This is a genomic window from Aerococcaceae bacterium zg-252 (assembly GCA_016237705.1).
GTDB lineage: Bacteria > Bacillota > Bacilli > Lactobacillales > Aerococcaceae > Globicatella > Globicatella yangjingiae.
This window is the reverse complement of sequence record CP066204.1, coordinates 1,109,681-1,124,143: the sequence shown is the minus strand read 5'-3', so window position 1 is coordinate 1,124,143 and position 14,463 is coordinate 1,109,681. Positions and strand designations below refer to the sequence as shown.

17 protein-coding genes and 1 other annotated feature are annotated in these 14,463 nt (G+C 35.5%); of the genes, 13 read left to right on the top strand and 4 right to left on the bottom strand.

Going from position 1 to position 14,463, the window contains the following annotated elements; translation table 11 throughout:
* The first annotated feature begins 67 nt into the window (after nt 1–67).
* The 9 genes from JDW14_05440 to ftsY all read left to right on the top strand — a co-directional run bounded on the left by JDW14_05440 (nt 68) and on the right by ftsY (nt 7,720).
* Entirely contained in the window at nt 68–913 is an 846-nt protein-coding gene (locus JDW14_05440) for an HAD-IIB family hydrolase (protein ID QQD64783.1), read from the top strand.
* Nucleotides 914–1,052: 139 nt separating this feature from the next.
* A complete protein-coding gene (locus tag JDW14_05435; GenBank protein ID QQD64782.1) occupies nt 1,053–2,117 on the top strand; it encodes a LysM peptidoglycan-binding domain-containing protein in 1,065 nt (354 codons plus the stop codon).
* A gap of 72 nt (nt 2,118–2,189) precedes the next feature.
* Nucleotides 2,190–3,131, top strand: a complete 942-nt coding sequence (gene manA / locus JDW14_05430; protein ID QQD64781.1) for a mannose-6-phosphate isomerase, class I — start codon at nt 2,190–2,192, stop codon at nt 3,129–3,131.
* A 140-nt stretch (nt 3,132–3,271) separates the two neighbouring features.
* Nucleotides 3,272–3,342, top strand: a sequence feature (ribosomal protein L21 leader region).
* 35 nt (nt 3,343–3,377) lie between these two features.
* Entirely contained in the window at nt 3,378–3,686 is a 309-nt protein-coding gene (gene rplU / locus JDW14_05425; GenBank protein QQD64780.1) for a 50S ribosomal protein L21, read from the top strand.
* A gap of 2 nt (nt 3,687–3,688) precedes the next feature.
* Nucleotides 3,689–4,024: a ribosomal-processing cysteine protease Prp gene (locus tag JDW14_05420; GenBank protein QQD64779.1), complete on the top strand. Its 336-nt coding sequence runs from the start codon at nt 3,689–3,691 to the stop codon at nt 4,022–4,024.
* A 26-nt stretch (nt 4,025–4,050) separates the two neighbouring features.
* A complete protein-coding gene (gene rpmA / locus JDW14_05415) occupies nt 4,051–4,341 on the top strand; it encodes a 50S ribosomal protein L27 (GenBank protein QQD64778.1) in 291 nt (96 codons plus the stop codon).
* A gap of 202 nt (nt 4,342–4,543) precedes the next feature.
* Entirely contained in the window at nt 4,544–5,041 is a 498-nt protein-coding gene (locus tag JDW14_05410; GenBank protein ID QQD64777.1) for a hypothetical protein, read from the top strand.
* 592 nt (nt 5,042–5,633) lie between these two features.
* Nucleotides 5,634–6,443, top strand: coding sequence for an HAD family phosphatase (locus JDW14_05405; GenBank protein ID QQD64776.1), 810 nt, complete (start codon nt 5,634–5,636; stop codon nt 6,441–6,443).
* 251 nt (nt 6,444–6,694) lie between these two features.
* The gene (gene ftsY, locus JDW14_05400; protein QQD64775.1) at nt 6,695–7,720 is read left to right on the top strand and encodes a signal recognition particle-docking protein FtsY; all 1,026 of its coding nucleotides are present in this window, start codon (nt 6,695–6,697) and stop codon (nt 7,718–7,720) included.
* 127 nt (nt 7,721–7,847) lie between these two features.
* Here the strand turns inward: ftsY and JDW14_05395 are convergent, their stop codons facing one another.
* Nucleotides 7,848–9,173, bottom strand: a complete 1,326-nt coding sequence (locus JDW14_05395; GenBank protein ID QQD64774.1) for a putative glycoside hydrolase — start codon at nt 9,171–9,173, stop codon at nt 7,848–7,850.
* A 9-nt stretch (nt 9,174–9,182) separates the two neighbouring features.
* Nucleotides 9,183–9,824, bottom strand: coding sequence for a YkyA family protein (locus JDW14_05390; GenBank protein QQD64773.1), 642 nt, complete (start codon nt 9,822–9,824; stop codon nt 9,183–9,185).
* Nucleotides 9,825–9,972: 148 nt separating this feature from the next.
* Between JDW14_05390 and lspA the strand changes: the two genes are divergently transcribed.
* The 4 genes from lspA to JDW14_05370 are packed head-to-tail and all read left to right on the top strand — an operon-like array spanning nt 9,973 to nt 12,688.
* Nucleotides 9,973–10,434: a signal peptidase II gene (gene lspA / locus JDW14_05385; GenBank protein ID QQD64772.1), complete on the top strand. Its 462-nt coding sequence runs from the start codon at nt 9,973–9,975 to the stop codon at nt 10,432–10,434.
* Nucleotides 10,421–11,365: an RluA family pseudouridine synthase gene (locus JDW14_05380; protein QQD64771.1), complete on the top strand. Its 945-nt coding sequence runs from the start codon at nt 10,421–10,423 to the stop codon at nt 11,363–11,365. The genes lspA and JDW14_05380 overlap by 14 nt, the downstream gene beginning before the upstream one ends.
* Nucleotides 11,366–11,376: 11 nt before the next feature.
* Nucleotides 11,377–12,096, top strand: coding sequence for a DUF2786 domain-containing protein (locus tag JDW14_05375; protein QQD64770.1), 720 nt, complete (start codon nt 11,377–11,379; stop codon nt 12,094–12,096).
* On the top strand, nt 12,083–12,688 hold the full coding sequence (locus JDW14_05370) for a class I SAM-dependent methyltransferase (GenBank protein ID QQD64769.1): 606 nt from the start codon (nt 12,083–12,085) through the stop codon (nt 12,686–12,688). Before JDW14_05375 ends, JDW14_05370 begins: the two co-directional genes overlap by 14 nt.
* Nucleotides 12,689–12,735: 47 nt before the next feature.
* Here JDW14_05370 and nth read toward each other — a convergent pair whose 3' ends face one another.
* The gene (nth, locus tag JDW14_05365; GenBank protein ID QQD64768.1) at nt 12,736–13,353 is read right to left on the bottom strand and encodes an endonuclease III; all 618 of its coding nucleotides are present in this window, start codon (nt 13,351–13,353) and stop codon (nt 12,736–12,738) included.
* Between the two features lie 2 nt (nt 13,354–13,355).
* Nucleotides 13,356–14,333, bottom strand: coding sequence for a Gfo/Idh/MocA family oxidoreductase (locus tag JDW14_05360; protein QQD64767.1), 978 nt, complete (start codon nt 14,331–14,333; stop codon nt 13,356–13,358).
* Between the last annotated feature and the right edge of the window lie 130 nt (nt 14,334–14,463).

Here is a 14,463-nt window from a genome sequence, read left to right as displayed (position 1 = left end):
GTAGTAAAGGCAAATGGTAGATAGTAGAATTGTGGTTGCCTTTAGGATAGAAAGGATTTCATATCAAATGATTAAATTATTTTTAACTGATTTGGACGGAACATTATTAAATAAATGGCATATAGCGGATAAGGTGATTAACCAAGGCGTAAAAGAAGTGAAACAACGTGGCTATCATTTGGCAGTGATAACTGGACGACATTTGCGACATCATCAGCGATTTGGACTGGCTTTTCTGCAAGATACAGCGTATTTTATTACGATGAATGGTGCATTAGTGACTGATAATAGTGGAAAGGTGCTAGCGAAGACAAGTATTAGCTCCAGTGCAGTGAGAGAGCTTACCACAGCCTTTCCAGAATTGAGTTTTGAATATTTTAGTGAGCAAACGACGTATGTTATGACGAAGCGTTGGCAGCATTTTGTACATGGCTTTAAGCAACAATGGAGTGTCAAAAATATATTACGAGCATTCCTTAATATGCTATTTGGACAATATCAGTATGAAATGAATATTGATGAGTTAGTAGCTCATTCAATTTTGAAAATAGAGTGCATTACAAATACGGAAGAAAGTAAACAACGTCTTATTGAGTTTTTAGATGCACATTCCAATGAGTTTTCTTATGCGTATAATGACGAAGTGCATTTTGAAATTACTGGTAAAGGTGTGAATAAACGAAAAGGTGCACTGCAATTAATCAAGCATTTATCACTTCACCCAGACCAAGTAATAGTGTACGGCAATGACTCTAATGATGAAGAAATGTTGGCATACTTTAAACATTCAGTAGCACCGAGTAGTGCCAAAGACATTGCATTAAATAATGCGAAAGTCATTATTGGAGAAGCGAATCAACATGCCGTAATAGAGCATATATTGAAAACCGTTCGTGAACAAGATAGGTATTAGAATGATTATTAGGCACTATGACAGAACTTTTTTGTTACAGCAATATTACACTATTTATACAAATGATTGTACTGACTTTTTCTTATGAAATTTTGTGTTAGAATAAATAGTATCAAGAAAAATATTAGGTGATAAAGATATGAATTTAAAAAATAAATTAATTTTAGCTTCATCGGTAGCTTTATTGGTTTTACCATTATCTACCAATTTTGTAGAAGCACAACAACTTGAATGGAAGCCGAGAACGGTTGAACAAGTAAAGGCTGATTTAGAAAAAGATGAACATAATGAAGTGAAGTACACAATTAAGTATGGAGATACTTTAAGTGTAATTGCTGAAGCATTGGATATGGACGTAAAAGTTTTAGGTCAAATCAATGATATTATTGACTTAGATTTAATCTTCCCAGACACTGTTTTAACGGCTACATATAATAAAGCAAATAAAGTTGCGAAATTAGTTGTGGAAACTCCAGCTGAAGAAAAAGGAGAAGAGCCGACAAAAGTAGCAGAAGTAGATTTTGAAAAGAACGAAGTTAAATTAGAAGATAAAACAGTTGAATTAGAAGAAGTTAACAATTCAACTACTGCTACTGCACCAGTTGAGCCAGTTCAAGAGTGGGTAACGACTGAAACTACTGCTGTCAGTACAGTTCAGGCTACTCCAAATGCAGTGGAAACAACAACTTCAGAAGTTGTAGCACCGACTGTTGAAGAAACAACTCAAGAAGAATCTGTAGTTGCAGAACCTGTTGTAACAGAAGAAACAACAGTATCAACTGAGTCTGAAACAGTTGTTGAAGAGCCAGTTGTGACGGAAGCCCCAGTAGAAGAAGTGCCAAGTGCTAATACTACTGATTTATATGCAAATCCTGAAAATGCTGGATTACAAGCACATGTTGCTGCATTTAAAGAAGAAGTAGCAGCTGCATTTGGTATTACATCATTCAGTACGTTTCGTCCTGGTGACCCTGGTGACCATGGAAAAGGTTTAGCTGTTGACTTTATGGTGCCAGTTAGTTCTGAACTAGGAGATGCTGTGGCTCAATATGCGATTAGTCAAATTGGGACTGGAAAAGTATCTTATGTTATTTGGAAACAACAAATCTATGGAGATTGGAATTTAGCTTGGACAATGATGGAAGACCGTGGAAGTATTACGGCTAACCACTATGACCATGTTCACGTATCATTCTACCCATAAAATAATTAGAGCTTGTCATTTTGATAAGCTCTTTTTGAGTTTTTACATCTTATCTGAAATGTGGTGCTTTATATGGAAGAAATATTATTTTTGACTTCAACTATGCACGAAAAAATATGGGGTGGTAGTCGTCTAAAGTCTGAATTTGGATATGATATTCCGAGTGATAAAACAGGTGAATATTGGGCGATTTCGGCACATGAAAAAGGTGTTTCGATAATTGCTAATGGAACGTTTAAAGGGTATAAATTGGACGAATTGTATGCTGGTCATAAAGAATTATTTGGTGAAAATCAGTATGATGAATTTCCACTTTTAATCAAAATAATTGATGCCAATAACTGGTTAAGTGTTCAAGTTCACCCAGATGATGCTTTCGCACTAAACAATGAAAATGAATTTGGAAAAACGGAGTGTTGGTATATTTTATCTACCGATGAAAATGCTGAAATTATTTATGGTCATCATGCGAAAAGTAAAGAAGAATTGTGTCAGTTGATTGAAGATAAAGCATGGAATAAATTATTTCGACGTGTTAAAGTGAATGCAGGGGATTTTTTCTATGTGCCGAGTGGTACTATGCATGCGATTGGTCCAGGAATTATGATTTTGGAAATACAGCAATCGAGTGATATTACGTATCGAATTTATGATTTTGAACGTATTAATGACAAAGGTACTCAACGTGAGTTACATATTCAACAAGCATTGGAAGTATTAAAAATTGGCACACCACAAAATACGTTGCATGATACGATTTGTCACAATGGTTTAGAGCAGACTTTGTTGGTATCAAATGAATTTTTTACAGTGTACAAGTGGAAAGTACAAGGCAGAGTGGCATTTAATCAATTTGCACCGTATTTACTTGTTTCAGTTATTTCTGGAAATGGAAGTTTATTGACAAGAGATTGTTGTTATTCATTATTTAAAGGTCAGCATTTTATTATTCCGAATAATGTACTTTCGTGGAGTATTGATGGAAATATAGAAATGATTGTTAACCATGTGTAGTAAGAGCTAGATACTTATCCCGACCCCGAACCCCGAATTTTAAATTCAAATTAATTTGAATTAATTTGAATTAATTCGCAAGTTCTCTTTGACAAATTAGATAAAGGATGTTAATATGGTATTGTTGTATTTGTGTAGCACCACAACTGCAACCGCACAAGTTAAGTTTTAAGTTCAATCGACACTTAACATGGCGAGTCTAAGTGTAGGGGAAACCCGAAAAAATATTTTATAGGAGGTGCTTGAATGTACGCAATTATCAAAACTGGCGGAAAACAATTACGTGTTGAAGTTGGTCAATCAATTTTCGTTGAGAAATTAGACGTAGAAGCAGGCGACAAAGTAACTTTTGATGAGGTAATTTTAGTAGGTGGAGAAACAACTAAAGTTGGTACACCATTAGTTGAAGGAGCAACTGTTGAAGCGACTGTTGAAAAACAAGGTCGTGAGAAAAAAGTTGTAACTTTCAAATACAAACGTCGTAAAGATACTCATCGTAAACAAGGTCATCGTCAACCTTATACAAAATTAACAATTGATGCTATCAACGCTTAATTATGATTAAGGTAACATTCTTTCGTGATAAAGCTGAACAATTATATGCCTATGAGCTAACTGGTCATGCTGGTTATGCTGATAATGGTTATGATATTGTATGTGCAGCTGTATCGACGCAAGTAATTTCAGTCGAAAATTCTTTGCACAAACTTATTGATGTGCCTGTTGAAACAGTCGTTAACGATGTTGATGGTGGGTACCTTAAAGTAACGGTGCAAGCAATTAAACACCAACATAAACAAGAACAGACACAACTTTTGCTAGAGCATTTGGCTTTTGCATTAGAAGTGATTGCTGATTCTTACTCTGAATTTGTAAAAATTCAATATAAATAATTCTATACCACAGGAGGTGCTGTCTCATGTTAAAATTAAATTTACAATTATTCGCAACTAAAAAGGGTGGGGGTTCTACTCAAAACGGTCGTGATTCAATCGCAAAACGTTTAGGTGCTAAAGCGGCTGACGGTGAAACAGTTACTGGTGGCGCAATTCTTTACCGTCAACGCGGTACAAAAATTCACCCAGGTAACAATGTAGGTCGTGGTGGAGATGACACATTATTCGCATTAGTTGAAGGTGTTGTTCGTTTCGAACGTAAAGGCCGTAACAAAAAACAAGTTTCAGTTTATCCAGTAGCAGCTGAAGCGTAATTATGATGATAACAGCATTTGGACTTCGGTTCAGATGTTGTTTTTTGTCTATAAGGGGCAGAAAAGGGGCAAGTTAGAGTATTTTGGCAATCAAAAGTGATTTGAACGAATTATTCTGAATCTAAACGAAAGATTTAGAACATGATTTTGAATCTTTAAAGGCAGGTATTCAGTTAGTGCACAGAACAGGAGAATTTGCGATATGTTAAATAATGACAAACAATTAATTGATAAAGACGGTAATGATAGTCATCATTATAGAAAAGTTGTGCTGATTATCATTATTTGGAGTGTATTTTTAACGGTTATATTAGGATTCATTCTTGTTCATTTTCCCGATAAATTTATTCAAAGTACTGTCATCTATGCGTTGTTAGTTGTTGTATCTGATATAGCCATTATGTTGATAGATACTCTTAATCAACATCGTCAAATGATAAAACAATTTCTTCAACCGATGAATGATTTTGTTCATACGTATCAACAAAATCATGACGCACAACAATTGATGGAGGGTCTACTTTCTCTAAGCTATCTGAAACCTGGAAATAAAGCATGGGCAGTGTGGAAATTAAATTTTGCGACTGTTTTAATTGACACTGGGGAAACGGAAAGGGCAGAAGCATTTCTTGTATCGATTATAGGGCTTAATGCAGAATTAGATGTTCATGTTCAAGTGCAAATGGAGCGTCTAAAATAAGGAGAAGAGTATCGAATGAGTAGTACTGACATCAGAAATAGAAAACATTTTTCATCAGTCTATCTTAGTGGCATTCTTTTATTACTAGGTATCGTCATTTCGATTTCTTTATGAACAAAAGCCCAAAAGGTAGCACTTGAATATGCACCTGTAGAGGCAATGGTATAAAGTGTAGAAACAATCTATCCAAAAGGAATAGGAGAACATCTTGAATATAAAGTAAAGGTATTATTTAACGGCAAAGAATATGAATTACAAAATGCCATAAATGGCTTTTCCTATTATAGTAGTCAAAAAATCCAAGCATTTTATGCTGATGATGTTCTTTGAGGGGATAAAGTCGAATACAAACGAGGCATACATATATTTCGTCAGTTTAGGTGTTACTGTATTACTATTAGCCTGTTTCTTGTATCACATACTGTCATTTTTCAGAAAATAAGGGGCAGAGCATACTATCACTATTTCCGTAATGGAAGTGGTGGTATTTTTTTGTTATAATCAGACTAGTAGGATATTAGGGGCAGCAAACGGAATAGACAGCCTATTTAACGAGCAGTAATGACTCTAATGCGTAGAAAGGACAAAATAAATGATAAAACTAATAGCTATCGATTTAGACGGCACTTTGTTAAATAGTCAAGGAATGATAACAAAAGAAAATATTGACGCATTGTATTTTGCACACCAACAGGGTGTAAAAATTGTTTTATGTACTGGGCGACCTTATTTTGCGATGAAAGATTTCGTATCTGAAATTGGATTAAATTCGGACGATGATTATATTATTACTTTTAATGGTGGTTTAGTTCAAAAGGCAGCAAATGGCGAAATTATTAAGCAATATGTGTTAACGCCACGTGATTTAAAGCGTTGGGATAGTCTAACACAACAATTGGCGTTACCACTCAATTTAATTGACCAAGCATTTGTTTATGAGCCACATCAATATCCCGAAAATCACCCGTCAATTTACTTAGATGAACGTAAAAATCTTGCGACATGCTTTATGGATTATGATGCGTTTGATTCTGAGCATGAATTTAATAAATTTGTCGTGTGCTGCGAACCGAATTATTTAGACCAACAAATTCAATTGATTCCAAAAGAGTTTTTTGAAGATTATTCTGTCTTTAAATCTCGGACGAATTTATTAGAAATTGTTGAAAAATCGGTGACTAAAGGAAATATTTTATTGGAATTGGCAAAACATTTAGAGATTGCTGCTGACGAATTAATGGCAATTGGCGACCAAGAAAATGATTTGACGATGATTGAGGTTGCTGGTGTTGGTGTCGCAATGGGAAATGCAGTTGATTCGGTCAAACAGGCTGCACAATATATTACAGCAACCAATGATGAAAATGGTGTGGCTCAAGCTATTTACCATTATATTAACTAATATAACATAGTGTGAGTGAGGCTGCTCTTGCTTGAACCACTGGAGAAAACTGACGGAGTGCGAGCATCGCAAAGAGAAAGTTTTGAAGTGGACGGCAAGCCGAGCCGAACAAACCAAAATATAACATAGTGTGAGTGAGGCTGCTTTGGCTTGAACCACTGGAGAAAACTGACGGAGTGCGAGAATCGCACAAAGGAAGTTTTTGAAGTGGACGGCAAGCCGAACGAACCAAAATACAAGGAGAGAGAAATATGGGATTATTTGATCGTATTCGTCGTGCGTTTACAGGCGAAGACAAAGTTGTCGAAGAAATTGAAAAACAGCAATCGGAAGAGCAGATTGTTTTTGATACATATGATAAGGGACTTGAAAAGACTCGTAAGAGCTTTTCACAACGTATTAATGAATTATTTAGCAGTTTTCGTGAATTAGACGAAGAATTTTATGAAGATTTAGAAGAGGCTTTTATCGGAGCTGATGTTGGTTTTCAAATGACAATGGCATTAACAGATGCGATTCGTGATGAATTGGAAACACGTGGTGTTACGAAAGCAGAAGATGTCAAGCAAGTAATGCTTGAAAAAATGGTTCAAATCTATGAAAAAGACGGCGAACAAAAGGAACATATTCACTTAAATCCTGACGGCCCAACGGTGATTTTATTTGTTGGGGTCAATGGCGTTGGGAAAACGACATCAGTAGGTAAAATAGGCTATCAATTAGCTCAAGAGGGGCACAAAGTGTTACTTGCTGCTGCCGATACATTTAGAGCAGGTGCGATTGAGCAATTGAATGTGTGGGGCGAACGTTTAAATATTCCAGTGGTAACCGGTAAAGCACAGAGTGACCCAGCATCCGTTGTGTTCGATGCAGTAAAACGTGCGAATGCTGAACAATATGATTATTTATTAGTTGATACTGCTGGTCGTCTGCAAACAAAAGCGAATTTAATGCAAGAATTAGCTAAAATTAAACGTATTATCGAGCGTGAAAATCCAAATGGGGTACAAGAAGTCTTTTTAGCATTAGATGCAACAACTGGTCAAAATGCGTTAATTCAAGCGAAACAATTCAATGAGGCGACTGAAATTACTGGATTGGTCTTAACCAAATTAGACGGTACAGCTAAGGGTGGGGTTGTTCTATCAATTCGTCACGAATTAGATATTCCTGTAAAATATATCGGTTTAGGTGAAAAAGCCACTGATTTACAGAAATTTGATGCAGAACAATATATGTATAGTCTGATTAAAGATGTTTTGTCAGCACAAGCATAAATAGGATAAATAGACACTTAAAAAGGTAAAGTTTAGGTGGATATTTTTACGGCTATAAATCAAAAAGGATTGGAAATCCATGTTCATCAACGAACGTGATTTTCAATCCTTTTGTCTTACATTGATACTATTGTGCTGCTGGTTTTGGTGCGTAATCGACACCGTCTGAATATTCACCAGCTGCATTCCATAATAAGAATTCATGAATACCATGACTAGCAAGGGCATTGATTTGAGCTTGCACATCTTCTGCGGTGTATTCATAATATGGTCCTGCTGCTACGCTATCTGTAAAATCTTGTAACCAAGGTCTTGAGGTAACAGAATTCGATACATTTGATAGTACTTGTTTTTCAGAGTACATATATTCATCTACAACTTTATATGGTTGTGTATTTGGATAGTCTATGCCGAAGAATGATGAACCCCAGTGAGACGGATAAATCATTGATGAAATAACATCCACATTTTCAGCCATACTAGCAAAATGTTGTCCAATACCACGAACATCAGGACTATTATTAGCGACTGCCGTATAACCGAAAATATCGGCACTTACATTGACACCGTAAGGGGCTAAACGTTCTTTTGCATAGGTTAAAAATTGCGTAATGGCAGCCACACGTTCTTCCCCAGCATCATCTGGATTTTCTGATACATAATTTTCAAATGTTCCTTTAGAATAAACTAAGTCATCTTCATTTACTACGAACGCATCTGAGAAACGAATGTAGTCAAATTGAATTTCTTTAAAGCCCATTTTTGCTGCTGCAATCGCAATGTCAATATTATAATCCCATACTTCTTTTAAAAATGGATTGACAAATGATTCACCGTCTGGTGACCACACTTCACCGTCTTTGGTCTTGAATGCGTAGTCAGGGTGATTCGTCGCTAATACGGTATCTTTGAATGTTACGATACGAGCGATTGGATAGACATTATGTTCAGCTAGCGTTTTTAAAATAGCCGGATAATCAATCCACCCAAGTGATGCTTTTTGCACCAGTTCATTATCAGTATTAACGAGTGGGATAACATTACCGTAATCGTCTTTGAAGTCCAATACCATGGTATTTAACGCTGTATCATCTATTTTTTGTAGCAAGCGATTAAATGTTTCGGGATCAGCGACACTATCAGAATTTAGATAGATACCTTTTACACCGTCTTTAGGATATTCAATGTGAATTCCACTATCATAAAAGAGTGAATTGGGTAGATTATCAGGACGATTGAGTAGATTTCCTTTTAAAATAGTTAAGCCCTCATAACGATTAGCTTTGCCTTTCTTACGGCGACTGTCAAACTCATTTAATGCATCTTGGTCGTATTTACTTTCAACTTTCGGAATGTTGGTATAGGTTGGTTTTTCTTCCGTTGGTTTTTGTGTAAAGGTACAAGCAGATAAGAGTAGTGTGACCAATGAGAGTGAAATAGCTTGTTTTTTCATTTTATGCACCTACTTACTTTCTAATAGCGTGACTACTTTAACTTTTGTATCGACAATCAATTGATTAATCGGTTCAAAATGTACGAGTAATCGGTCTAAATTATAGAGATTCGTTTCGGATAATTGATTGATATTATCAAAAACTTTGAAAAAGTTACTATAATCAATATCTGGATTACCAATTGAATGGAATGTCTGCGTTTCTAATGAAATATTTTGGCGATAATCTGTAATATAGGTTGATAAATCACCTTTCATTGATTGAATCATTTTATCTAATGACTCAAAATCATTCATTGGCAAGGCATTATTTTTTCTGCCATTGATTAATTCAGGCATTAAACGTTCTATTTCAGTGATTGCTTTTTCCATGTTAGTTAAATGCTCTAAACGCAAAGCTGAATTTTGAATGACTAATAGATTTTCTTGATTAAAGTAGCCTAAATTATCATTCGAGTTTTTTAAATCGTCTTCAAAATTAGCTTGAAGTTGATTTTCTAAATTTTGCATTTCATATAATTCATTGACCAGTTTTGTCATTTGATCTTGAATTAATCCGATCGCATTATTGGCACGTTCAATTGAGTTATCACAGGCTGCGATAAACAATGGAATCGCCAAACATAGTATGATGTGTTTAAATTTTTTCATGAAATCTCCTTTTTTAAAATGATTGAGTTATCATTTTATTCAATAATTAAAGTATAGATAATATGACTTTTCCATAAAATTTCAGTATAATAAACATTATACATGTTCATTATACCAAATTTTAAAGCAGTTTCACAAGGAGGAAGCTATGATTATCGGTTTATGTGTGGCATTTTTTATCATTTTGATTGATCAACTCGTCAAATTTTGGACGATTAACCATATTGGATTGCACCAATCTCTACCTGGAATACCGAAAGTATTTGATTTTTTCTATATTCAAAATACTGGGGCTAGTTGGGGAATTTTTTCAGGACAATTTCAATTGTTCTATATCGTTACGATTTTAATTGTTGGATATTTACTTTATTTACTTTATAAAACGGCACCTAATCAAAGAATGAGTCGTATTGCTTATGGTTTGTTAATTGGTGGAGCTATCGGTAATTTTATTGACCGTTTACTTAATGGTTATGTAATTGATATGTTTCGTCTATTGTTTATTAATTTCCCTATTTTTAATGTGGCAGATATTGCCTTAACAATTGGGGTACTGATGTTGATTTTGATGTTAATTTTAGATAAGGAGCAAGTGAATGGCAGAATTTAAGTTAGAGGGACAAGCGGGACGTTTAGATAAATTATTAGTAGAATTAATGCCAGGAGAAAGTCGCTCAACCATACAAAAATTAATTAAGCAAGGGCTTGTGTCGGTGAATGGCCGAGCTGAAAAAGCTAATTTTCAATTAGTTGGCGATGAAGTGATTGAAGTTCAACAAGCGAATCAAGCAGAAGTCACTGAAGAAATACCAGCATTAGTGGCAGAAAATATTCCGTTAGATATTGTATATGAAGATGATGATGTGATTGTCATCAATAAACCAGCTGGAATGGTAGTCCACCCGTCAAAAGGACATTATTCAGGAACATTGGTTCATGGATTATTGTATCATTTAGGGCATCAAAATTTAGCCTTTCCTGATGACAGTGTCAGACCGGGATTGGTACATCGTATTGATAAAGATACATCTGGTTTACTGGTAGTGGCTAAAAACAATTTTGCACATCAATTATTGAGTGAGCAATTAGAAAATCATTCTATGGGACGTACTTATGTTGCCTTAGTTCATGGAATTATTAAAGAACCAGAGGGAACGATTGAAGTGCCAATTCGTCGTGATCAACATAATCGTTTACGTTGGTCAGCACATCAAGACGGCAAATATGCACTTACGCATTTTAAGGTGTTAGAACGTTTTTCAGACAGCACTTTAGTAGAATTAAAATTAGAAACAGGACGTACACATCAAATTCGGGTTCATATGGAATACATTGGGCATCCACTAGTAGGTGACCCAGTGTACAGAGTAGGTGTGGGGCAATTAAAAGGGCCTTTGACTCGTATGAGCGAGGGACAGTTACTGCATGCACGAGCAATTCAATTTAAGCACCCGATTACTGATAAATTATTGCAGTTTGAAGTACCGTTACCAGAACATTTTACCGATGTCTTAAAAACATTAACTTCAATTGAATCGTAAGGAGGGAGTCGATGAGTGTCAATGATAAAATACTCGATAAAATTCGAAATTTATTAAAGTTGGCAGAAGACGGAGCGAATGATGAAGAAAGTCAAACGGCTCTATTAATGGCTCAAAAATTGATGTTAAAACATAAAATCTCACAAAATGAGTTGAATGAAACAGGACAAAATGAAATTGTCTTAAAATCATTATCGGTTTATAAACGTTTATTTTGGTGGGAAAAATCATTGGCTACGATTATTGCGACTAATTTTCGAGTAATGTTATATGTCCAAAGTAATCGTATGCCGTATCAAACATCTACCATGCGAAAAATTGTCTATATGGGGTATCCAGAAGATACAGAGTTGGCTTATGAAGTATTTCATTTAGCTGCTGAAAGTATGAAGTATCATGCTAGTTATCATTTAAAGTCATTGCAAGAAGAAAATCAGTCTTTTTCATTGGCAGATTTGCGTAAAGCCTATTATAAGGGATTTATTGACGGACTAAGCGAAAAATTCGAGCAACAGCGTCGTGAAATGCAATCAGAAAATGTCGCTTATGAAATTATGGTACAAGTACCCAATGAAGTGAAAGCAGCATTTGACCAGCAAGTGAGTGGCAGACGTAAACTGACGTATCGTTCTCCACAATTTACAAAAGAAGATGCGACATATTTAGAGGGATATCAAAAAGGAACTCAGATGAGCTTAACAAGGAATTTTTTGGATAATGGAAACAAATAAGCGAATGGACGATTGGTTAGGGATTGACACGCATCATGTCATCGAGTCGCATTTAAAACAAGGTAAATGGTATTACAATCGGACAGAATCGACTGATTATAAGGTATTAGATAATTTGTTTGACCATTTGAACTGGAATGCTGATGATGTGCTAGTTGACGTGGGGGCTGGAACAGGCAGAGTACTTTGTTATTCAGCTTTACGGCTAGAAATTGCTGTAAAAGGGATTGAATTTTCGCAAGAAGTAGTGAATATTGCTAAGGATAATATTGCAAAGTTTATGAAGAAACATTCCGTGGATACACCGATTCAAATTAGGCAGGAAAAAATTGAATCGTATCCGATTATGGCGGAAGATAGTATTTTCTACTTTTTTAATCCGTTTACGATTATATTAGTGCGACCGTTCATTTTTAATGTTATGGATTCATATGAACAATGCCCACGTCGGATTCAATGTATTTTTTACTATCCAGATGCAGAAGTCGAATTGTTTATGCAGCAAACGCAATTTGAGCTACAGCAAGAAATTATGTTAGATGGCTATCAAAAGGACTCCCGAGAGAGAATTATTATTTATGAATTAAAATAAAAAACTGGACAGAAAGTCAAAAGTTTTAAACTAGCTGTCCAGTTTTATTATTGTTCATATAATTGTGGATATAGGTGACATTGTGGGTCTTTTGGGTGACAGATTTCTCTACCAAAATAAATCATCGCTTGATGTGCTTTGAGCCATAATTCCGGTGGCAAGACGGCACAAACACGTTCTTCAATTTCAAGTGCATCGGCTGATTGTTTGACGATATTATGATGTTTACAAATGCGTGTTACATGAGTATCCACTGCAAAGGCTGGAATACCGAATCCCACACTGAGAACAACATTGGCAGTTTTACGACCTACTCCCGCTAAGGACATCAGTTCTTTTCGTGTTTGTGGCACAATACCACCAAATTCTTCTACTAATTGTTGGGCACATTTTTGCAAAAATTTCGCCTTATTACGATAAAGCCCGAGTGTCGCAATATATGGTTCAATGTCACTTGGTGTTGCTGCTGCTAGTTCATACGGTGTTGGAAATCGTTTGAATAAAGCAGGGGTTACCTTGTTAACGGCGACATCGGTTGTTTGAGCACTCAATGTGACAGCTATTACCAACTCAAATGTATTAGTAAAATTCAAGCTGGGTGGCACATCAGGATAGAGTGCAATAATTTCTTCGATTACTTTTCTCGCTCTTTTTTTAGAAAGCATTTTTAGCCTACCTTTTCATTTGGATAAATAAAATCATTTTGTTGACGGACAGTATCCAGTACTTGCATAACAGCAAGGGAATCTGCATGAGTTACAATGTCACTTTCAATTTTGTGTTCTTCAATCATCTTAATGGTTTCGGCTAATTCAAATTCAAAGCCACCAATATCATTTGGACGTTTTATTACTTGCGTACAATTATTTTCCTTATCGTACACTCTAATTTCTTCGATATGATGAATACCCGTCGTTTCGATACGACCATTCGTTCCATAAATTTTACTCGATTGTTCAAAGGCATTCATCGAGCACATTAATTGAGCAATTTTACCGTCAGCATATTGTAAAGTAATTGCAGTGTGACGGTCAACTCCAAGTTCGGTTTTCATCATAGTTGATTGAATACTTTGATAGTCATTACCAAATAAAGATAGGGCATAATGAACAGGATAAACACCTAAGTCTAATAAAGCACCCCCAGCTAAATGAGGATTATACATGCGTTCCACGTGCTCTAAATAATAACTTAAATTACCATAGAGTATTTGTGGTTCACCGATTGCACCAGTGTCTAGTAGAGATTTAAGCTGAAGATGTAATGGCATAAAGCGTGACCAAATGGCTTCAACAAATGTTAATTGACGCTCAGTAGCAATCGCAATCAATTCAGTTAATTCTTTTGCATTAAGCGTAATCGCTTTTTCGCATAGCACATGCTTGCCATTTTCCAACGCTAATTTTGCGTGCTTGAAATGAAAATTATGTGGTGTCGCAACATATACTAAATCGACATTTTCATCACGAACTAAGGCTTCATAGGAATGATAAGCTTTTTTAAATCCATGAGTCTCAGCAAATGAAAGGGCACGTTCAGCATCACGTGAGGCGATTGCATACGCATTTGCTTTATCTACACCGTGTATCGTTTTTGCCATTTTAGCAGCAATTTTTCCAGCACCAATAATTCCAACATTAATCATCTTTTTTCCTTCTCTCTCATTGAATACGATAACTCTATTATAAAGCGTTTTAACTAAAATTTCGAGTAGATTGCTGATAAGGCGAGAAAATAATAGCTATCTAATTGGTTTTCTTTATTTTTTATGAAAA